The 20,245-nt window shown below is 63.9% G+C and carries 21 protein-coding genes; 13 read left to right on the top strand and 8 right to left on the bottom strand.

The features are described from left to right. Positions 1–109 precede the first annotated feature (109 nt). Complete coding sequence (locus tag QM716_RS06200) at positions 110–415, top strand: hypothetical protein (protein ID WP_283303186.1); 306 nt, start codon at positions 110–112, stop codon at positions 413–415. Then, positions 412–1,560 carry a hypothetical protein gene (locus tag QM716_RS06205; protein ID WP_283303188.1) on the top strand — a complete coding sequence of 383 codons (1,149 nt, stop codon included), beginning with the start codon at positions 412–414 and terminating at the stop codon, positions 1,558–1,560. Before QM716_RS06200 ends, QM716_RS06205 begins: the two co-directional genes overlap by 4 nt. Positions 1,561–1,606: 46 nt before the next feature. Here the strand turns inward: QM716_RS06205 and QM716_RS06210 are convergent, their stop codons facing one another. Together QM716_RS06210 and QM716_RS06215 are read right to left on the bottom strand one after the other, a co-directional pair. After that, complete coding sequence (locus tag QM716_RS06210) at positions 1,607–1,810, bottom strand: hypothetical protein (protein ID WP_283303190.1); 204 nt, start codon at positions 1,808–1,810, stop codon at positions 1,607–1,609. Between the two features lie 6 nt (positions 1,811–1,816). Beyond that, complete coding sequence (locus QM716_RS06215; RefSeq protein WP_283303192.1) at positions 1,817–2,656, bottom strand: poly(ethylene terephthalate) hydrolase family protein; 840 nt, start codon at positions 2,654–2,656, stop codon at positions 1,817–1,819. 122 nt (positions 2,657–2,778) lie between these two features. Here QM716_RS06215 and glmS point away from each other — a divergent pair, with 122 nt between their 5' ends. Next, positions 2,779–4,641 (top strand): glutamine--fructose-6-phosphate transaminase (isomerizing), encoded by a 1,863-nt coding sequence (glmS, locus tag QM716_RS06220; RefSeq protein ID WP_283303193.1) that lies wholly within the window; start codon positions 2,779–2,781, stop codon positions 4,639–4,641. Between the two features lie 53 nt (positions 4,642–4,694). Here the strand turns inward: glmS and QM716_RS06225 are convergent, their stop codons facing one another. Further along, on the bottom strand, positions 4,695–5,066 hold the full coding sequence (locus QM716_RS06225) for a cupredoxin domain-containing protein (protein WP_283303194.1): 372 nt from the start codon (positions 5,064–5,066) through the stop codon (positions 4,695–4,697). Positions 5,067–5,104: 38 nt separating this feature from the next. Here QM716_RS06225 and QM716_RS06230 point away from each other — a divergent pair, with 38 nt between their 5' ends. The 7 genes from QM716_RS06230 to tsaD are packed head-to-tail and all read left to right on the top strand — an operon-like array spanning position 5,105 to position 11,577. After that, entirely contained in the window at positions 5,105–6,538 is a 1,434-nt protein-coding gene (locus QM716_RS06230) for an NAD(P)H-hydrate dehydratase (protein ID WP_283303195.1), read from the top strand. Positions 6,539–6,593: 55 nt separating this feature from the next. Then, positions 6,594–7,796, top strand: a complete 1,203-nt coding sequence (alr, locus tag QM716_RS06235; RefSeq protein WP_283303197.1) for an alanine racemase — start codon at positions 6,594–6,596, stop codon at positions 7,794–7,796. After that, a complete protein-coding gene (locus tag QM716_RS06240) occupies positions 7,793–8,845 on the top strand; it encodes an alpha/beta fold hydrolase (protein ID WP_283303199.1) in 1,053 nt (350 codons plus the stop codon). The genes alr and QM716_RS06240 overlap by 4 nt, the downstream gene beginning before the upstream one ends. Next, positions 8,835–9,326, top strand: coding sequence for a tRNA (adenosine(37)-N6)-threonylcarbamoyltransferase complex ATPase subunit type 1 TsaE (gene tsaE / locus QM716_RS06245; protein ID WP_283303201.1), 492 nt, complete (start codon positions 8,835–8,837; stop codon positions 9,324–9,326). The genes QM716_RS06240 and tsaE overlap by 11 nt, the downstream gene beginning before the upstream one ends. A 58-nt stretch (positions 9,327–9,384) precedes the next feature. Beyond that, on the top strand, positions 9,385–10,038 hold the full coding sequence (tsaB, locus tag QM716_RS06250) for a tRNA (adenosine(37)-N6)-threonylcarbamoyltransferase complex dimerization subunit type 1 TsaB (RefSeq protein ID WP_283303203.1): 654 nt from the start codon (positions 9,385–9,387) through the stop codon (positions 10,036–10,038). A gap of 10 nt (positions 10,039–10,048) precedes the next feature. Then, complete coding sequence (rimI, locus tag QM716_RS06255) at positions 10,049–10,543, top strand: ribosomal protein S18-alanine N-acetyltransferase (protein ID WP_283303205.1); 495 nt, start codon at positions 10,049–10,051, stop codon at positions 10,541–10,543. Next, a complete protein-coding gene (tsaD, locus tag QM716_RS06260; protein WP_283303207.1) occupies positions 10,540–11,577 on the top strand; it encodes a tRNA (adenosine(37)-N6)-threonylcarbamoyltransferase complex transferase subunit TsaD in 1,038 nt (345 codons plus the stop codon). Before rimI ends, tsaD begins: the two co-directional genes overlap by 4 nt. Before the next feature lie 33 nt (positions 11,578–11,610). Here the strand turns inward: tsaD and QM716_RS06265 are convergent, their stop codons facing one another. After that, complete coding sequence (locus QM716_RS06265; protein WP_283303209.1) at positions 11,611–13,188, bottom strand: Hsp70 family protein; 1,578 nt, start codon at positions 13,186–13,188, stop codon at positions 11,611–11,613. Between the two features lie 161 nt (positions 13,189–13,349). Here QM716_RS06265 and QM716_RS06270 point away from each other — a divergent pair, with 161 nt between their 5' ends. Further along, positions 13,350–13,910 carry a potassium channel family protein gene (locus QM716_RS06270; protein ID WP_283303211.1) on the top strand — a complete coding sequence of 187 codons (561 nt, stop codon included), beginning with the start codon at positions 13,350–13,352 and terminating at the stop codon, positions 13,908–13,910. Between the two features lie 19 nt (positions 13,911–13,929). Here QM716_RS06270 and QM716_RS06275 read toward each other — a convergent pair whose 3' ends face one another. Continuing rightward, positions 13,930–15,645 carry a TIGR03767 family metallophosphoesterase gene (locus QM716_RS06275; protein ID WP_283303213.1) on the bottom strand — a complete coding sequence of 572 codons (1,716 nt, stop codon included), beginning with the start codon at positions 15,643–15,645 and terminating at the stop codon, positions 13,930–13,932. A 234-nt stretch (positions 15,646–15,879) separates the two neighbouring features. On the opposite strand from QM716_RS06275, the gene groES reads away from it, so the two are divergent. Beyond that, positions 15,880–16,179, top strand: a complete 300-nt coding sequence (gene groES / locus QM716_RS06280; protein ID WP_003940763.1) for a co-chaperone GroES — start codon at positions 15,880–15,882, stop codon at positions 16,177–16,179. A gap of 86 nt (positions 16,180–16,265) precedes the next feature. After that, a complete protein-coding gene (gene groL / locus QM716_RS06285) occupies positions 16,266–17,876 on the top strand; it encodes a chaperonin GroEL (protein WP_283303215.1) in 1,611 nt (536 codons plus the stop codon). Positions 17,877–17,952: 76 nt separating this feature from the next. Here the strand turns inward: groL and QM716_RS06290 are convergent, their stop codons facing one another. The 3 genes from QM716_RS06290 to QM716_RS06300 all read right to left on the bottom strand — a co-directional run bounded on the left by QM716_RS06290 (position 17,953) and on the right by QM716_RS06300 (position 20,114). Then, on the bottom strand, positions 17,953–18,690 hold the full coding sequence (locus QM716_RS06290; RefSeq protein WP_283303216.1) for an anti-sigma factor: 738 nt from the start codon (positions 18,688–18,690) through the stop codon (positions 17,953–17,955). Between the two features lies 1 nt (position 18,691). Next, a complete protein-coding gene (locus QM716_RS06295) occupies positions 18,692–19,360 on the bottom strand; it encodes a sigma-70 family RNA polymerase sigma factor (RefSeq protein ID WP_283303218.1) in 669 nt (222 codons plus the stop codon). 88 nt (positions 19,361–19,448) lie between these two features. Then, positions 19,449–20,114, bottom strand: a complete 666-nt coding sequence (locus QM716_RS06300) for a fasciclin domain-containing protein (RefSeq protein ID WP_230812285.1) — start codon at positions 20,112–20,114, stop codon at positions 19,449–19,451. Positions 20,115–20,245: the final 131 nt, after the last annotated feature.

The raw sequence follows: 20,245 nt of genomic DNA on the forward strand, positions 1-20,245 counted from the left end.
CTTCGTTACGCGTTCGCGTTTTTGAGGGAACGTAATTGCGCCCGGCTGCGTCCAAGGAGTCAAAGGCCGCTCGACTTGCGAGTGGTTCCGCTGAAACTTGGGGGCGCTCGTGGACGTCGACCGTGCTGGAACAGACGAATTGGCACACCACGCGGTGTCGGTGGCTCAGGGTCTGCGCGATTCTGCGGAACCGATCAGGCGTTTGCGATGGGGCGGCGCCGTTTCGGGCCGTGACTACGTCGAGCACGGAGCCGCATTGGCGTCGGCATTGGCGGTCCTGAATTCTCGCTTGACGGGGCGTGCCGACCTTCTCGATACGCTGGGGCGCCGGCTTTTCTCCTCGGCTCAGGTGATCGCTGAGGTGGACCGTGAGGGTGCGCAGCGGTTGCGGGACTCTGACGGGTCGGCCTCGTGAAACCGAACAGCCCCACAGCTCAGGCAGCACCGAACGGCTACTACATTCTCGAAGATATTCTTGCACTGCGTGATTCACTCGTACATCCCGACGAAATTCTGGACGCCGGCGCTCGAGGATTGCAGTTCTTCGACCGATTTCACGACCTGGCCACTCGGTTGGGTTTCGAGGAACGAGTGCTCACGTCTTACGAGGATTCGTATCGCGCAGAGGCCGGCATCGATTTCGAGCCCCTGGCGCGAGACGTGTCGGACATGGCTGGGGCGGTGGATGGTTCGGTCGCGGAGATCGCGATGCTGACGGTCCTGGCGGAGAACCTTCCTGCGGTGTGGAACATTTCCGGCGTGGATGCGGTCGTAGATCAGGCCTTCGCGGCGCGGCGAGACGCTCGGTCCGATGCGGATTCGGCGCCATTGTTGATCGCGCTGGCCGACGAACTCGCACAGACTGTTCGAAGGGCTCTGGCAGACAAGGCTTTCAAGGTGGCCAGCCTGGACCGGGCGACCATCGGCGGTCTGGGTGCGGGGGAGATCGATCAGCTGGCCCGTATCGCTTCCAGCGGTCGAGGCTCAGCGCCCTGGCTGGACACAGTTTTTCGTTCGGCGTACTTGGATGCTCGCGACGAATTCGACAGGGCGTGTGCGCAGTGTGCGAGCGCCGTAGGAGATGCTTTTGATGCCGCGACGCAGTGGGTGACAGACGCGTTCCCGTCAACCTTGCCGATTGCCGAGACGAACGCATCCGGTGCTGCGGCTGCGCCGATCTCTTTCTCGATCGGCGGCAACACGTGGGGCTTCTCGATTGCGCCCGACGGTCGTGGGGTGAGTCTCGATGTCGCCGGCGCCGACGGGAACTCTGTGTCGGTCACCGTGGATTTGAACGAAAATGGTTGGCCGAGAATAGTTTTCGATTCCGTCCAGGAGGCGGCCATGCAGGAGACGCACCCGCAAGAAGCGTCCCAGCCCGCGACACTCCAGCCCGAAATTCCCCACCGCGATATTCCTCAGCCCGAGGTGCCGGTTGAAACCACCACCGAATTCTCGCCTGCGCCGGACCCGGAGCCGCCTGCCACAGTCCCTGACGAGTCGATCGCGGTCCCCGACGGAGAGACGGGTGCGGAGCTGGCCGGAGCTGGTCCGCTGTGAGGTCCGTACACGCGCCGTTCGAAGCGATCCGTCGAACCCTCGATTCTCAACTCGACGACTTCCGTGAGCGCAGAGCGGCCGCTGCAAGCGAGGAATCGAGCCAGGAGCCGCCGTCGCCGCGGTCCGAAACGACATCTGCCGAGAACGACACGGATGGGGCCGTCAGAGCCGGCCCGTATCTGCGATCCGCGTCCGAGCCGACGCCGCCGAGCCCGCCGATGAAGCCGAGCCCGCCGCCGGAGGCGGGCACGGACCCCTACTTACGCAACAGCTGGCTGGCCCGCGCGTCGGAGTGAGGGTCGACCGGGAGCAACGGCGCCGTGTGCGGAATCTCGACGTCGGGATCAGCGAAGTCCTTGTACTTCTTGTCGCCGGTCAGATGGAACAACAGGAAGCCCGTGAGCAGGCACCGTGTGGCGGACTGTGTCTTGCGCTCGGATCCACCGAGCCCCAGGGCGCCGAGGAGTCGTCGGCCTTCGATCAGGCCGGCGTCTTGGCCGTCGTTCACGGTGCGTGCGACGACGGGACCGCCCCACTCCACGCTCAGCGGGCGGGCATTGCTGGTCAAGGAATCGACGTCGTCTTCGCCGGCGAGGATCAAGCCGGGCGCTGTGATCTTCGACGCGTAGTTCTCTGCCTTGGGTGCTGTCGGGGCCGGGAACAGTGCGGCTACCGCACCGACATCCCCGCGCTGCGCTGCGGCCAGTACCGCCGCGCCCGCGCCCATGCCGTGACCGGCAAACGCGACCCGATCGGGTTGGACGCTGATCTGGCCGGGGCCGAGTCGCACGCCGACGCAGATATCGAGCGTCGCCCGCAGATCTGCAGCCAATCCGAGATGTGACGGGACCGGACCGCGTTCGCTGTCGGGCGCCGCTGCGACAATTCCCCAGGAAGCGAGGTGCTGGAGTGTCTGCTCGTACTTGTGTGACCCGACCATCCACCCGTGCGCGAAGGCAACGGCGGGGAGATTGAAACCGGTTTCGGGCGTGTACACCACACCTGGCTGTCCGGCCAGGGCGAGGTTGCCGCGGAGAACTCGGTGCGGGCCGCGCTTGGACAGCTCACGGGTCAGTGTCTTCAGTTTCGGTGCCACGGTTGAAGACGTTATCCGATGAGCTGCCTCGTGTATGCGGAGCGGACGCTGCAAGCAGGTGGGGGATGTCTTCGGAACCGCAAAATGCGCCCACCACTGATGTCCAAGTACCCTGAGTCACCATGTGCGGAATCGTGGGATACGTCGGCCACCGCCCAGCTCTGGGCGTTGTGGTGGAGGCTTTGCGACGAATGGAGTATCGCGGGTACGACTCGTCGGGAATCGCGATTCTCGACGGAACCGGTGGGGTCGAGATCGAGCGTAAGGCCGGTAAGTTGGCCAACCTCGAGGCGGAGCTCGGCGAGTACGGTGCGGATCACTTTGTCGGTACGTCCGGTATGGGCCATACCCGTTGGGCGACGCATGGGCGTCCGACGGACCGCAATGCGCACCCGCATCGTGATGCCTCGGGCAAGCTGGCTGTCGTTCACAACGGAATCATCGAGAATTTCGCCCCGCTGCGCGCGGAGCTCGAGGCTGCAGGCGTCGAACTGCAGAGCGACACCGATTCCGAGGTCGCAGTTCACCTGGTTGCCATGGCCTACGGGCAGGGGCCGACTGCCGGTGACTTCATCGAGAGTGCGCTGTCGGTGGTTCGTCGGTTGGAAGGTGCGTTCACACTCGTCTTCACGCACGCCGATCACGCGGACACGATTGTTGCTGCACGCCGCTCCACCCCGCTCGTCGTCGGTGTCGGTGAGGGCGAGATGTTCCTCGGCTCCGACGTCGCTGCGTTCATCGAGCACACACGCGATGCTGTTGAACTCGGGCAGGATCAAGCAGTGGTGATCACTGCCGACAGCTACCGGATCTCCGACTTTGCGGGCAACGAGGCGCAGGGACGCCCGTTCCGCATCGACTGGGATCTCGCGGCCGCCGAAAAGGGTGGTCACGATTACTTCATGCTCAAGGAGATCGAAGAGCAGCCGACTGCTGTCGCCGACACGCTCCTCGGGCACTTCGAGAACGGAAAGATCGTCCTCGACGAGCAGCGTTTGTCGGATCAGGAACTGCGCGACGTCGACAAGGTGTTTGTCGTCGCTTGCGGTAGTGCTTACCATTCCGGTCTGTTGGCGAAGTACGCGATCGAGCACTGGACGCGTCTACCTGTCGAGGTCGAACTCGCCAGCGAATTCCGTTACCGCGACCCGGTTCTCGATCGCTCGACGCTTGTTGTCGCGATCTCGCAGTCGGGGGAGACGGCCGACACGCTCGAAGCTGTCAAGCATGCCAAGGACCAGAAGGCGCGGGTTCTCGCGATCTGCAACACCAACGGTGCGCAGATCCCGCGTGAGGCCGACGCCGTCCTTTACACCCGGGCAGGACCGGAAATCGCGGTCGCGTCCACCAAGGCGTTCCTTGCGCAGGTGACCGCGAACTACCTCGTCGGTTTGGCGTTGGCGCAGGCGCGCGGCACCAAGTACCCGGACGAAGTCGCCCGCGAGTACGCAGACCTCGAAGCGATGCCCGCATTGGTCAGCAAGGTACTCGAGACGGCAGAACCGGTGCGCGCGTTGGCACGCCAGTTCGCGCACGCGTCGACCGTGCTGTTCCTGGGTCGCCACGTCGGCTACCCGGTTGCGCTCGAGGGTGCACTCAAGCTCAAAGAGCTTGCCTACATGCACGCCGAGGGCTTTGCCGCCGGCGAGCTCAAGCACGGCCCGATCGCACTGATCGAGGAGGGCCTGCCGGTCATCGTCGTCATGCCGTCGCCGCAGGGTCGCGCTGTGTTGCACTCGAAGTTGGTGTCGAACATCCAGGAGATCAAGGCACGCGGTGCAACGACGATCGTCATCGCGGAGGAAGGCGACACCGTCGCAGCGGCGCATGCGGATCACCTGATCGAGATTCCGGCGTCACCGACTCTGCTGCAGCCGTTGCTGTCCACGGTTCCGTTGCAGATCTTTGCGGCCGAGGTTGCTGCGGCGCGCGGATACGATGTCGACAAGCCGCGTAACCTGGCGAAATCGGTTACGGTCGAATAGCTTTCGCTAAAAACTCGGGCCCCACAGTCGAAAGACTGCGGGGCCCGAGTGCTTTACTGCGCTTGAACGACGACGGTTCCGCGCATCTCGGGATGAGGTGTGCAGGTGTAGTCGTAGGTTCCGGGTTCGGTGAACGTGTAGGTGTAGGTTCCCGATTTCTTGAGTGGGCTGCGGAGTTTGCCCTTGGCGTCACCGAGGCCGCTGACGTCGTGGGCCATTCCGTTGTCGTCGAACACCCACGTGACGGTGTCGCCGACGCTCACGGTGATGGAAGCGGGGGAGTATGCCATCCCGGAGATGGTGACCACGGTCCCACTGGCCGTCGTTTCCGGCGCGGACGGTGTGGAGTCGGTGGTGGAGCTGCACCCGACCAAGCCGAGAGCGAGCACGAGTCCCGCGATTGCCGGGCGAAGACGTGATTTCATGGTTCCGAGGGTAGCGACGGCAACTGAAGGGTTCCGACATGCGTGGGTTCTACACAGCCGATCAGGTGCGAGCAGCGGAGGCGCCACTGCTCGACAGGCTGCCGGACGGGGTGCTGATGCGTCGAGCAGCCTACGGTCTCGCACGAGTTGTGGCGGACGAACTACTTTCGCGCACAGGATCAGTCGCACATCGGTCCGTGACGCTTCTGGTCGGTACCGGCGACAACGGCGGCGATGCCCTGTGGGCCGGTGCGTTGCTCCGCAAACGAGGTGTGAGTGTCCGGGCCGTCTTGCTCGACCCGGCCCGCGCTCATCGGGCGGGCCTCGACGCTCTTCTGAAGGCCGGTGGCCGAGTCGCCGCCGAAGTCGGGTCGCCAGATCTGGTGATCGACGGCATCGTCGGGATTTCCGGGCACGGCGGACTGCGGCCGAATGCGGCTGAGCTCGTCGGCCAGGTGGATGCGCCGATCGTGGCGGTCGATCTGCCGAGCGGCGTCGACGCGAACACCGGCGCAGTGGACGGTCCGTCGGTAAGCGCTGATGTGACGGTCACATTCGGTGCGCTCAAGCCGGTACACGTACTCGCGGCTCCGCTGTGTGGTCGTGTCGAACTGGTGGACATCGGATTGAGCGTCGGTGAACCGGAGTTCGGTTCACTCGATCCGGCCGAGGTCGGCGCGCTGTGGCCGGTACCCGGTCCAGGGGACGACAAGTACTCGCAGGGTGTGGTGGGCATCGTTGCGGGAAGTGAGCAGTATCCCGGCGCGGGCGTGCTCTGTACCGGCGCCGCGGTGACCGCGACCTCCGGTCTGGTCCGCTACGCCGGGCACGGAGCCGCAGAGGTGCTGTCCCGGTTCCCGGAGGTGATCGCCAGTGAGACGTTCGAGGCCGCGGGGCGTGTTCAAGCCTGGGTGGTCGGCCCCGGAATGGGTACCGACGACGACGCCGCGCGCCTTCTCGCGTCGGTGCTCGCTACCGACGTGCCCGTCGTTGTCGATGCGGACGGATTGACCCTATTGGCTCAGCGTCCCGAACTTGTCGCAGCACGGACCGCGCCGACACTTCTGACGCCCCATGCCGGCGAGTTCGCACGATTCACACCCCTCGGCGACGACAGAATCGCAGCCACGCGCGCGCTCGCCGAACGACTCGGAGTCACGGTTCTACTGAAGGGCCATACGACGGTGATCTCGGATCCGGGCGGTGAGGTCCTGGTCAACGACGCCGGCGGCTCCTGGGCGTCGACGGCAGGTTCGGGTGACATCCTCTCCGGCGTGATCGGCGCGTTGCTGGCTGCGGGTCTGAGCCCTCTCGAAGCCGGGGCCGTCGGCGCACGTGCCCACGCGTTGGCTGCGAATATCGCCGCGGCCGGCGATCAGAGCGATGTCGCCGGAGCACCGATTTCGGCGTCACCCCTGCTGGGAGGACTGCGCGAGTCGGTGCGTGTGCTCCGCTCCTTTGCCCAGAACTGATCGTGTTCAAACCCGAACACGTGTCCGATCCTGTGTGGGTGGCAGGATTGTCGCCATGACGCTTGCCCAGGGAAGAGCACCGAAGGAGCCTGCAGAGGGGAAGTCGAGCCAGCTCGACACCGCTGTAGGGCCGCAGACGGAGGCAGTCGTCGATCTGGACGCTATCGCGCACAACGTGCGAGTCCTGCGTGAATTTGCCGGGGATGCAGCGTTGATGGCGGTCATCAAGGCGGACGGATACAACCACGGCGCAGTTGCGGTCGCACGGACGGCACTGTCGGCCGGAGCCCGGGAACTCGGCGTCACCACCATCACCGAGGCTTTGGTTCTTCGCGAGGCAGGCATCACCGCTCCCGTCCTGGCCTGGCTGCACGGATTAGACGCCGATTTCGTGTCGGCGATCCGCTCCGACGTCGAGATCGGGGTCTCCTCGCCGCGACACCTGGCTGCTGTGGTCGACGCGGCACGGGTGCTGGGACTACCGGCGACGGTGACGCTCAAGGTGGACACCGGTCTCAATCGCAACGGCGTATCGAGAACCGAGTGGCCGCAGATGCTCGACGACCTCGCCGCTGCCCGGGACGAGGGCACGATCCGGCTACGCGGAGTGTTCTCGCACCTCGCGCACTCCGACGAGCCACATCACGACGTCATCGACATGCAGAAGCAGCGCCTGATCGACGCGGTTGCCGACGTCCGTGCCCACGGATTCGACCCCGAAGTTGTTCATCTTTCCAACTCGGCAGCGACGGTTACCCGCCCTGACCTGCGATTTGACATGGTTCGACCCGGAATCGCGATATATGGATTGTCTCCGGTGCCTGAACTCGGAGATTTCGGTTTACGACCGGCGATGACGCTGCGAGCGAAGGTGATTCTGGTGAAGAAGGTGGCCGCCGGAGAGGGCGTCTCCTACGGGCATCAGTGGGTCGCACCGCACGACACCACTCTTGCGCTGCTGCCCGTCGGCTACGCCGACGGTTTGTCTCGTTCACTGAGCGGCAAGTTCGAAGTCCAGTTGGGCGGTAAGCGTCGCCAGGCGGTCGGGCGGATCTGTATGGACCAGGTGTTGGTGGACCTGGGGCCGGACGGCGACGGAGTTCGCGAAGGTGACACCGCGATCTTCTTCGGCAACGGCGATCACGGCGAACCCAACGCGCAGGCCTGGGCCGACGTACTCGACACCATTCACTACGAGGTCGTGACCGGAATACGTGGACGCACCGTACGTACGTACATCGGGGGAGAGACGTCATGAAGACTGCAGGAAAGATGAGCATTCTCGGTGGCCTGCTCAGCGCCGTGGCGCTCGGCTCGATGGCCGGCGTGAACGCATTCAAGACCGCGACGCGTCCGGGCCGGGAAATCTACGCCGACGAGGACTTCGACCTCATGACGCGCGACCGCAAGAGCACTGTGCGCACCGAGGACGGCGTCGAGCTGGCAGTTCGCGAAGTGGGACCGGATGACGCTCCGCTGACAGTCGTTTTCGTGCACGGATATTGCCTGAGTGCGCTGTCCTGGCATTTCCAGCGACGTCAGCTCGAAGAGCGATGGGGCAACAAGGTTCGCATGGTGTTCTACGACCAGCGCGGACATGGAGATTCGGGTATGCCACGCTCGAAGAGTTGTACGGTTTCGCAGCTCGGCCGCGATCTCGCGACCGTCGTCGAGGCCAAGGTACCCAAGGGTCCGATAGTTCTCGTCGGTCACTCGATGGGTGGCATGACGGTACTCGCGCTCGCCGGCCAGCGACCCGAATGGTTCGAGAACCGAGTCATCGGCGTCGGGCTGGTCGCGACGACTGCGGCAGGCCTGGCCGAGACCGGTCTGACCCGCAATCTGCAGAACCCGATCATCGACGGATTCCGGTTGGCAGTGCGCACCTCACCAGGGGTGGTTCAGCACGCCCGGGGCGCTGCGCGAGTACTGATCACGCCGATCCTGCGCGCGGCGTCGTACGGCACCGATGTCAGCCCGCGGCTGCATGAACTCTCGGACGGCATGCTCGACCGGACCTCGGTCGTGACCATCGTGAATTTCCTGCGGACGTTGGAACTGCACGACGAGTCCGCGTCCCTCGAGGTCCTCGCGCACACACCGGCAGTCGTGATCTGCGGCGATCAAGACATGATGATTCCGTTCATCAGCTCCAAGCGTCTCGCTGCCGATCTTCCCGAATCGGAACTCGTGCGAGTTCACGGGGCCGGCCATCTGGTGCAGCTCGAGTTCCCGGCGATCGTGACGGACGCAATCGACACACTGGTGCAGCGTGCGCAGGTCGAAGAGCGGTCCGATGTCGGCTGAAAACTCAACCGGACTTCCCGAATCCGGACAGATCACGTTGGAAACGGCCGAGGACACCGAGGCTTTCGGCCGACGCTTGGCGGCAGGGCTTGCTGCCGGCGACCTGGTGGTGCTCGACGGACCGCTCGGGGCAGGCAAGACCGCGTTGACTCGCGGAATCGGAGCAGGCCTCGGGGTGCAGGGCCGGGTGACGTCCCCCACGTTTGTCATCGCGCGTGAGCATCGTCCGGGCGCCCGCCCCGGCGGCGGCGTTCCCGTCGGCATGATTCACGTCGATGCATACCGGCTGGGCGACAGCGGACCGCACGCACTCGACGAACTCGATGCTCTCGACCTCGACACAGACCTCACTGATGCAGTGGTGGTGGTCGAATGGGGTGGTGATGTCGTGGAAAGGCTCGTCGAACGGCACCTCCGAGTTCAGCTTCATCGGGAACCCGAATCGGATGTGCGGACGGCGAGCTGGGCCTGGACGTCGTGAAACGGCTGACCCTCCCGGGCCGGAAGTAGTTCTTCACGTGCGAGTACCCTGAGAAATCGTGCTTGTTCTCGCAATTGACACCTCCACTCCGGCAGTCACTGCCGGAGTCGTCTCCCTGTCGGCTTCGTCACCGGACAAGGCGCAGACGCTTGCCGTGCGTGTCACGGTCAATCCACGTGCGCACGCCGAGGTCTTGACTCCCCACGTCCTCGAATGCCTCGCCGAGGCAGGGCTCACGCCGGCAGAGTTGAACGCCGTCGTAGTGGGTGTCGGGCCGGGGCCGTACACAGGCTTGCGTGTCGGCATGGCGACGGGCGCTGCCTTCGGCGATGCTCTCGGTGTTCCCGTGTACGGCGTCTGCAGCCTCGACGCCATCGCGGCTGCGGTACCGACTACGGAGAGCTTGCTCGTCGTGACCGACGCGAGGCGTCGCGAGATCTATTGGGCGCGCTATGACGGCGGAGCGCGCGTCGAAGGACCGGCTGTGAATTCCGCCGGCGACGTTGATCCTTCGCCTTCGACGCGGATTGCCGGATCCGCTTCGCACGTGGACTTCTTCGATCTTCCCGTCGAACCGGCCGAGACGCCGTCACCAGCCGGGTTGGTGACAGTCGCTGCTCGCGAGATTCTGGCCGGCTCGGTTCCGGCCCCGCTCGAGCCGCTGTATCTTCGACGCCCGGACGCGAAGACCCTCGCAGAACGTGGCAAGTGAGACACGGCAAATGAAGTACAGCATCGAGCCGATGAACGTCGATGACGCCGATCGGTGCGCCGAGTTGGAACGCGCCTTGTTCGCGGGCGACGGGCCCTGGAGCGCGCAAGCCTTCGTCTCGGAACTTGCGGGTGCACATAATCATTACTTCGTTGCCAGAGAACCCGACGGTCACGTACTCGGCTACGCCGGAGTTGCCCTGTTGGGGGCGTCGCCGAACATGGAGGCCGAGGTTCACACCATTGGTACGGATCCTTCGGCTCAGCGGGTGGGAATCGGCAGCGCGTTGCTCGATGTGCTTCTGACGCTGGCGGATTCACGGCAGTGCCCGGTGTTCCTGGAAGTGCGTACCGACAACGAACCTGCGATCGCGCTGTACCGGCGTGAAGGATTCGAGATCGTCGGAACGCGAAAGAGGTACTACCAGCCCAGTGGGGCAGATGCGTACACGATGCGACGGCCCGCCGTGCTCGGTGTCCGCGAAATTGAGGAGCAGCAAGCATGATCGTCATGGGTGTCGAAAGCTCTTGCGACGAAACAGGAGTCGGTATCGTTCGCTGGAACGGCGACGGAACCTGCGACCTGTTGGCCGACGAGGTGGCGTCGAGCGTGGATCAGCACGCCAGGTACGGCGGAGTGGTTCCCGAAGTAGCTTCGCGGGCTCATCTCGAGGCGATAGTGCCGACGATGCGCCGCGCCCTTGCCGTCGCAGGTATAGAGAAGCCCGACGCGCTTGCCGTCACTATCGGACCTGGCCTGGCCGGCGCGCTGCTGGTCGGTGTTGCCGCCGCGAAAGCTTATGCGGCAGCGTGGAAAATCCCGTTCTATGCGGTCAATCACCTCGGTGGTCACGTCTCCGTGGACACTCTCGAGCACGGTCCGTTGCCCTCGTGCGTCGCTTTGCTCGTCTCCGGTGGTCACACGCACCTGCTTCACGTCGAAAATCTGGGTAAGCCCATTGTCGAACTGGGTACGACTGTCGACGATGCCGCCGGCGAGGCCTTCGACAAGGTGGCCAGACTGCTCGGACTCGGATTTCCCGGCGGACCGGCACTCGATGCTGCTGCGCAAGAGGGAGACCGGAACGCAATCGCGTTTCCTCGTGGCATGACCGGCCCGCGCGATTCGCGGCACGACTTCTCGTTCTCGGGACTCAAAACGTCGGTCGCTCGCTATGTCGAATCGAAAGAGCGCGCAGGCGAGTCCTTTTCGATCCCGGACATCGCTGCCTCGTTCCAGGAAGCGGTTGCCGACGTACTGACAATGAAGGCAGTGCGTGCAGCCAAGGACGTCGGAGTCGACACGTTGGTTCTCGGCGGCGGTGCCACGGCCAATTCACGTATCCGCTCACTCGCCGAGCAGCGCTGCGCCGAAGCTGGAATCACGTTGCGAATTCCGAAACCTCGACTCTGCACGGACAACGGCGTCATGATCGCTTCGTTGGCCGCCCACCTCATCGGGAACGGAGCAGGCCCTTCGGAATTGAGTGTTGCGACCGACCCGGGATTGTCGGTCTCGGTCAGCCAGTTGATGCGCTGAGAGTCAACCGGCTGAGAACTAACCGACTGAGAATCAACCGGCTGGGGCCGGTTCCCGATCCGGTGTGGTCGCGGCACCGGGTTCGGGCGTTGACGTGTTCGGATCACCACCACCGGGGGGCGTGATTTCGGTTTCAGTGGAACCGGATCCGGGATTTTCCGGTGTCGTCGGGTTTTCGCCGGCGCTCTCGCCCGGGCCGAGACCGCCGCCCGGGTTTCCCTCGGTCGGATCGATGGGTGGCGTCGCCTCCGTGTCCGGGAGCGTCGGCCACCATGCGGGCGGATCGGGCAGCGTGATTCCAGGGATGGTCGGCCAACTCGGAGTGGTCGTTGTCGTGGTCGGCGGCGTGGTGGACGGCGTTGTCGTCGAGGTGTCCGGTATCGGCGCCGGCGGCAGCGTGTACTGATGCGTTGTGTACGTGTGTGTGTCGTACGGCTGTGTGTCGAACGGTGTTGTGGGATAACCGTACTGCGGGTACGTGCTGCCCGCTACCGACGGTAGAGGATCATGAGACGGGATGATCGTCGAACCGGTGCTCGGCGTCGCTTCGGGGCTCACCGTCGTCGAGGTCGAACCGGTTCCTACGGGCGAGACGGCGGTGTCATCGGTCGGCACCAATTCCTTTGCGCCGTAACCCAGTACAAGTCCACCGACGACCAGCGCGCCGATCAAAGCGCCCGAGACCTTGGCTGTGGATCCGGGGCGCTGTGCACCTCCGGGGCCCAGCAAGGGGAAACGGATTGCGGTGATCGAATCTGCAAGGAGCGCAGCACCTTTGGTTGCCGCAGTCTCAGGCTCGTCGATCTCGACCAGGGGGAGATCGACGGCAGCGGCGACGGCGGACCGCACGGCTGGAATGTGGGCACCACCGCCGATGAGTACGACGGCACCGACCGGCCGCGGCGAGCCGTTCACGACTTCACGAATGAAGGCGACAGCGCGCTCGATGTCCGGGGCGATGATGGCCTCGAACTCGTCGCGCGAGATCGGCGTCGAGTCGATGGGAAGGTCGATGGTGACCTTGGCGGCCGTGGACAGTTGTTCCTTCGCGACGTGGCACCGGGCGGCAAGTAATTCCGCGTCCGTGTACCGGCGCAGTTGCCCTGCAGCCTTCTCCGTCACGAACTCGACGAGTGCCCGGTCGATTCCGGCCCCCGCGAGGGCGTCGATACGGTCGGAATGCAGAACTTCACCGGTGTGGTCGACGACGGACACGGTCAGGCCCTGATCGCCGACGTCCACCTGTGCTGTCGTGTCGTACCGCTCGGTCTTCCCGGTCTCGGCAAGGTAAGCGTGTACGGCGGCAGGTTCAGGGATGGCACGGACCTGCTTCGGCGAGCGGGAGAGCGATGACCTGATGCTCGCGAGTTGATCGTCCGTGCGATAGCTGACACCGATCGAGCGCGGCGCCGCAGATCCGTCCGTTACCTGCGTCGTCATCAGCTTGATGGAAGCGCGGACGAGGTCGCCGACGTTGGAATTGGCCTGATCGGCCGAGACGAATCGGGTCTCGGCAGGCACGGCTCCTGGCGCGTTTGTGCTGGTATCGGTGTCGACGAGGGCTGAATAGACACCGGAAGATCCAGTGGAAATTCCCAGTGAACAACTCATCGCGCACCTCCTCACAGTCAATATCGGTCAATGTTCAATCGACCGCCGTTATATGAACGTTACAGAAGGTTCGTGAGGATTGCTCAATGCTTTTCGTCTCTGTGACGCCCTTTTCGGACCGAAAGGGTGGTTTTACCTGCGAAATTGTCGATCATTGATTCATGCAGAAAAAAGGCGATTCTCCCCACATCGATCGGCAACGACGGCGCGCGCTGATCCGTGGCGCCGTGCTGCGACCCACGTTGACGGTGATCGCCGTCGGTTGCGCATATTTCTTCCTACCGTGGGTCGACGTTCACACGGCGGGTGCGATCTCCCTCTTGATCGGTGGAGGCGCCGCGGTGCTTGCCGTGACCACCTGGCAGGTGTGGCGAATTCTGCGTTCCGATGTGCCTTCTCTGCAGGCAGTCGAAGCAGTGGCGGTGGTGATGCCGACATACTTGTTGTTGGTGTCCATCACCTATTTTTCGGTCGAGCATGCAAGCCCCGGCAGTTTTACCGAACCGCTGTCACGGATGGCGGCGCTGTACTTTTCGCTGTCCGTCTTCTCGACCGTCGGTTTCGGCGACATCGCTGCGCAGACCGATTTGGCCCGGGGGCTCGTAAGCCTTCAGATCGTCTGCAATCTGGTGTTGATCGGATTCGGAGTTCGATTCGTCGTTGCCGCAGTGTCGTGGGCGAAAGCGCACCGCTCGAGTTCGAGCGGACCTGAAATCGCCTAGGACACTGCGGCAATCGGGGTCATCGTCCGGTGTGAACCAACAATTCGACGTTCTGGTCGACGCCGGTACCGGTCAATTTCGGGTCGCGGTGGATGTCGTTGAACGACAGTTCCCGATACAGCGAGGCGAGCCCGGCCGCCGACTGGTCGCTGTAGTCGACGGAATTGGGGCTCTCCGCCTCGAAGAGCGTCGCAAGCAACGACACCGTTCCGTCGTGGTTGTCTGCGATCTCGACGATGCGTCCGAGCTGCGGGTAGTCGATGTGCGAGGCGGTGTTGATCTCCCAGAAACCCTGCTCGGGGGTCGCGCCGGGCCACGGGGTGATCTTGTTCTCGTGAGTGTGTCCATTGACCCAGGCGAGCACGTTCGGGAAACGGTGCAGCAAGTCGAGAAGCTGTGAACCGCGGAAACGAGGCTCGAGGATGTTCTCGGGGTCGGGAATGAGATTGTCCATCGTGTCGCTCGTGTGGTGACTGAACAGTACGAAGTAGGTGTCACTGCGCGACTCGGTGACGCGAGAGCCCGCTGCGTCGTAGTAGGTGCTGCTGCCGGCGCGCAGGGTGTTCTCGATCCACTGGAACTGAGCGGCGCCCAACGAACCGTCGACGAAGCCCGCTCGGTTGGTGGAGTCCATGCTGATGCCTACGACGCCCGGTGCGATCTCGAACGAGTAGTAGCCGATACCGGTTTCGCCGGCGTCGGGGGCGAAACCGTGCCCGACGGGGCCGGGGCCGGTGTGCGCGGGATCAAGATGTGCGGCAATGAACTGTCGCGGTGTGAACGGCGCGCGCGACGGGTCGGGGGTGACTTGGCGCGGCGGCGTCGTGAAGGCGGACAGGATTCCGGGAATCGCACTGGGATCGAACTTGGTGGCGATGTCGATCTGCTTGGCCTGCTCCGGTGAACCGGGCACCTCGAATTTGAGAGATCCCGTGTACATCGCTTCGAGCGGCGGGATGCCGCTGGGCACCGTTCCGGACACCGAATCGTCGTGATTGCCGAACACGCAATACCAAGGGGTGTTCAGGCCGGGGCTCGATACGGGAGTGAAAGCGGCACCGAAGAAATCAGGGATCTCGGGGAAACCGGCCTTCTTGTACATGTCGAGCATCGGTGACTCAGGGTTCCAGTACAGATCCGCGCCCGAGTTCTGCACGCCCTCGTAGCGATCCTTGGCGCCGGTGTTGGCAACGACGGTTCCGCCGTTGAGGGAGGTGAGGAACCAGTCGAGTTCGGCAAATTCCTTGTTGTCCGTGTTGTCGCCGGTGGTGACAACGGCATCGAAGGGGCGCGACGTGTGTGGGCCACTGCCGATCGAATTGACTCGTCGGACAAGTGAAATCAGCCCGTGCGCCGTCAGGGTCTCCTGTGGGCGGAACGCCGAGCCGGTGATCTGGTGGACGTACTCGAATCGCATGGGGGACTGGGCGTCGACGATGTGGACGTCGGTCAGCTGCACCAGCGAGGCGAGGGCGGTGCGGCGGTCCTCGCGTCCTGACTTCGGCTCGGCCAACTCGCTGCGCACGATGTTCGCCCAACCGGGCCCGGCAGTGAGCTTGGTGTAGCCGCTGCTGCTGACGGGGGTGGACACGGACTCGAGAGTGGTGCCAGGCCCTGACGTCGGAATGGTCGACGCGCCCGCGTATTGGAGGCCCCACGGCTTGCCAAGGCCGACCGCGCCGACGGCGCCGAGTCCAGCGAAGGTCAGAAAACTACGGCGATTGATGTTCGTCACGAAGTGAACAATAGGTGAACGTGGTGGACGGCTGTCCTGTTTCGCTCTGGACGAAGAGAAAAAATGCGCCCAGTCCTTGAGGGTTGGCACTCTCACGTATAGAGTGCCAATTGGCGCTGATCGAGTTCCGGCACCCGCGACGACGGGACTGCAGTGACGCGCCGTAAACGGCATACCCAAACAGCTGTCCGAGGATCGCCTCGGACGCACATACCCCAAAGTGGAGGGCTCATCGTGGCGAGCGTCAACATCAAGCCGCTCGAGGACAAGATCCTCGTCCAGGCCAACGAGGCTGAAACGACGACGGCTTCCGGCCTGGTCATTCCTGACACAGCCAAGGAAAAGCCCCAGGAGGGCACCGTCGTTGCAGTCGGCGAAGGCCGCGTCAACGAGCAGGGCAACCGCATCCCGGTCGACGTCAAGGAGGGTGACACTGTCATCTACTCCAAGTACGGCGGAACCGAGATCAAGTACGCCGGCCAGGAATACCTGATCCTGTCGGCACGCGACGTGCTGGCTGTCGTCTCCAAGTAAGACACACGTGATCCGCCCCGGAGTCCACACAGGATCCCGGGGCGGAATGCGTTCACGCCCCGAAGATTCAGGAGCTGACAGAACAGATGTCCAAGCAAATTGCGTTCAACGAGACCGCACGCCGCGCTCTCGAAGCCGGAGTCGACAAGCTTGCCGACGCCGTCAAGGTGACCTTGGGCCCGCGTGGACGCCACGTCGTGCTCGCCAAGGCATTCGGCGGCCCCACCGTCACCAACGACGGTGTGAGCATCGCCCGTGAGATCGAGCTCGAAGATCCCTTCGAGAACCTCGGCGCACAGCTCGTCAAGAGCGTCGCCACCAAGACCAACGATGTTGCCGGCGACGGCACCACCACCGCGACCGTCCTGGCCCAGGCCATCGTCCGCGGCGGACTCAAGAACATCGCAGCGGGCGCAAACCCGATGGCGCTCGGCGTCGGCATCAACGCCGCAGCCGACAAGGTTGTCGAGGAACTGCTCGCCGCAGCCACCCCCGTCGAGGGCGAGAAGTCGATCGCTCAGGTCGCCACCGTCTCCTCGCGTGACGAAGAGATCGGCAAGCTCGTCGGCGAGGCACTCACCCGTGTCGGAACCGACGGCGTCGTGACAGTCGAGGAATCCTCCACCGTTGCAACCGAACTCGTTGTGACCGAAGGCGTTCAGTTCGACAAGGGCTACCTCTCGCCTTACTTCGTCACCGACATCGATGCGCAGAAGGCCGTCTACGAAGACGCGCTGATCCTGCTCTTCCGCGAGAAGATCAGCTCACTTCCCGATTTCCTGCCGCTGCTCGAGAAGGTTGCCGAATCCGGCAAGCCGCTCTTGATCATCGCCGAGGACATCGAGGGTGAAGTTCTCTCCACCCTGGTGGTCAACTCCATCCGCAAGACCATCAAGGCCGTCGCCGTCAAGGCGCCGTTCTTCGGTGATCGTCGCAAGGCATTCCTCGACGACCTCGCAGTCGTCACCGCAGGCACCGTCATCAACACCGACGTCGGCCTGTCGCTCAAGGAAGCCGGACTCGAACTGCTCGGTGGTGCTCGCCGCGTCGTCGTCACCAAGGACGAGACGGTCATCGTCGACGGTGCCGGCACCGCTGACGACATCGCTACCCGCGTTGCGCAGCTGCGTCGCGAGATCGAGAACACCGATTCGGATTGGGACCGCGAGAAGCTCGAAGAGCGTCTGGCAAAGCTGTCCGGCGGCGTTGCCGTCATCAAGGTCGGCGCAGCCACCGAAACCGATCTGAAGGAACGTAAGTTCCGCGTCGAGGATGCGGTCAACGCAGCCAAGGCGGCAGTTGCCGAGGGCATCGTCCCCGGTGGTGGATCGGCGCTCGTTCAGGCCGGTACGGCTCTGATCGGGAACCTCGGTCTGTCGGGCGACGAGGCCACGGGCGTAGCCGTGGTCCGTGAAGCCCTCAACGCTCCGTTGTTCTGGATCTCCAGCAACGCAGGCATCGACGGTTCCGTCGTTGTCAGCAAGGTCGCCGAGATGACCAAGGGCGAAGGCTTCAACGCCGCCACCCTCACCTACGGCAACCTGCTTGCCGACGGCGTCGTCGACCCGGTCAAGGTCACCCGTTCGGCAGTGGTCAACGCCGCTTCCGTCGCGCGCATGATCCTCACCACCGAGAGCGCCGTCGTCGAGAAGCCGACCGAGGAAGTTGCCGACACCGGACACGGTCACAGCCACTAACTCGCTGCTCGTAGTTTCGACAAATAAGAGATCCCCCACCGGAATCCGGTGGGGGATCTCTTATTTCGTTTGGTGATCAGATGAGCGGGATCGTCGCGAACGGCTCGCTGGTCGGCTGCTGCGATCCGCCGGGAGGTTCGACCGTGAACGCCAACTTCGTGTTCGGGCCGATGCCGTCGAGCACCACCTGGGTAGTGGGTTTGACGTCGCCCGGAGCCATCGTCCCCATCGGGATCATCGTGGTGCTGTCGGTGTCGCCCGGCACCAGCCACATCTGGTAGACGGTATCCGGACTGGGGGGAGTCACATCGTTCATCACGAGGACTGCCGCGTCTTCGGAGGGGGAGAACAGCGTCGTGGCACTACCGCCGCCCGGGATCTCACGCGTGGTGGCATGAACGTCGGGTGCTGCCATGATCTCGGATGCGGCGTTCTGCGGCGGTGTGTTGTCGGACAGCGTGCGTCCGATTCCGATGCCGCCGACCAGGATTGCGACTGCGGCGGCCGCGGCAATCGCCATGGTCCACGGGCGTCGACGGTTACGACGCTCGGCCAGGGAGACCGGGGCGTCGGCAGCAGTGGTCTGTTCCGAGATCGAGGCGAGGACGCTGCTGCGCAGTGACGGCGGGGGCTCGACGGCATCGACGACGGTCATCGCGGCCATGGTTTCGGCGGTGAGTCGGACCTGGGCGTCGAATTCGGCTCGGGTCACGGAGTCCGAAGCGGCGAGTCGTCTGTCGACCTCACGGCGCTCGTCGAGGTCCAACGCATCGATCGCGTAGGCGTACGCGTAGTCGATCAGCTCTTCGTCCATCTCACATCACCCCCAAACATCCACGTAGGCGCAGTAGTCCGTCGCGAATTCGCGACTTGATCGTGGGAATCGCCACGCCGAGATCTTCGGCCACCTCGCGGTACGTTCGGCCGCCGTAGTAGGCGAGAGTCACCGATTGGCGCTGAGTGTCCGTCAGCGTCTCGAGACAGTCGGTGACAGCACGATGCTCGTCTCTTCGTGTCACTTCATCGCTGACGACGTCGAACTCGGGTGTCGCATTCGTGGTGTCGTAAAGGGCCTGTCGATCCGAACTGGACTGTTCGGAGCGGACGCGGTCCACCGCGCGGCGGTGAGCGAGCGTCAGGAGCCAGGAGAGTGCGGACCCCTTGGCCGGATCGAAACTGTGGGCCGATTTCCAAGCTTGGAGGTAGACCTCTTGGACAGCTTCCTCGGAGAAGCCTGGATCACGGAGTACACGGAGAACCATGCCGTAGACGCGGGAGCTGGTTCGGTCGTAGAACTCGGCAAAGGCGCTCTGGTCGCCGCCGGCAACGTTCGCGAGGATCACTGCCAGCTCGCGTGATTCCACGATTCGCGCGGTGCGGGCCGCAGAATTATCCGTCGGGCATGCGTCGGCCGCATCCGACGCATGGTCTGGCTCGCTCACGAAGAGTTGTCTCGCTTCATCGCGTACAACCGTAGCGTGCATGTCCGGTTCTTTTCTCTCGGCCCGCCGTTGGCCGCTGTGCGCCTTTATTAACCGCGGGGGGTTGATAAAGGCGCACAGCAGGTGGGGACTACTGCGGCATCAGCACCGAATCGATGAGGTAGACGGTGGCGTTTGCGGTCTTGACTCCACCGCAGACGACGGTTGCGTCGTTGACCTTGATGTTGTCACCGGATCCGGTGACGGTGACCGTTCCACCCTCGGCGGTGGGGTGCGTTCCGTCGATCGCGTCAGGGGCGATCTGGCCGGGAACCACGTGGTAGGTGAGAATCTTGGTCAGCGTGGCGCTGTCCGTCTTGAGGCTGTCGATCGTGGCCGGGTCGATCTTGGCGAATGCCGAGTCGATCGGTGCGAAGACGGTGAACTCGCCGCCGTTGAGGGTGTCGACCAGGTTGACGTCCGGGTTGAGCTGGCCGGAGACCGCCGCGGTCAAGGTGGTGAGCAACGGATTGTTGGATGCCGCTGTGGCAACCGGATCCTGGGCCATTCCGCTGACCGATCCGGCACCACTCGGCACTGCAGCTGCATAGTCCGCGCAACCGGCGCCGACCAGATCAGAAGCGGGCTCCGCCATCGCGCTGCTGGGAGACATGCTCGATCCCATGGGCGAAGACGTCATGGCGGCGCTGGAGGTGTCGGTCGACGAATCGTTGTCGTCGGAGGAGCAACCGACGACGCCGAAGACGGCGAAAGAGGCTGCTGCGGTGACTGCCAGAACTCGAGTAGAGGTGTTCATGGGTCTGCCTTCCTGAAGGGATGTGCTGAGGTGCACTGTCAGAAGGCATTCGGAGTCGGTTGTCGACAGGATGGGTCGGTTGTCGGAAATTCTTTTCACGAACTGATGTGGGCATGCAAAAGCCCCCGAAA

The sequence above is a fragment of the Rhodococcus sp. IEGM 1409 genome (assembly GCF_030056735.1).
Taxonomy (GTDB): Bacteria; Actinomycetota; Actinomycetes; order Mycobacteriales; family Mycobacteriaceae; genus Rhodococcus_F.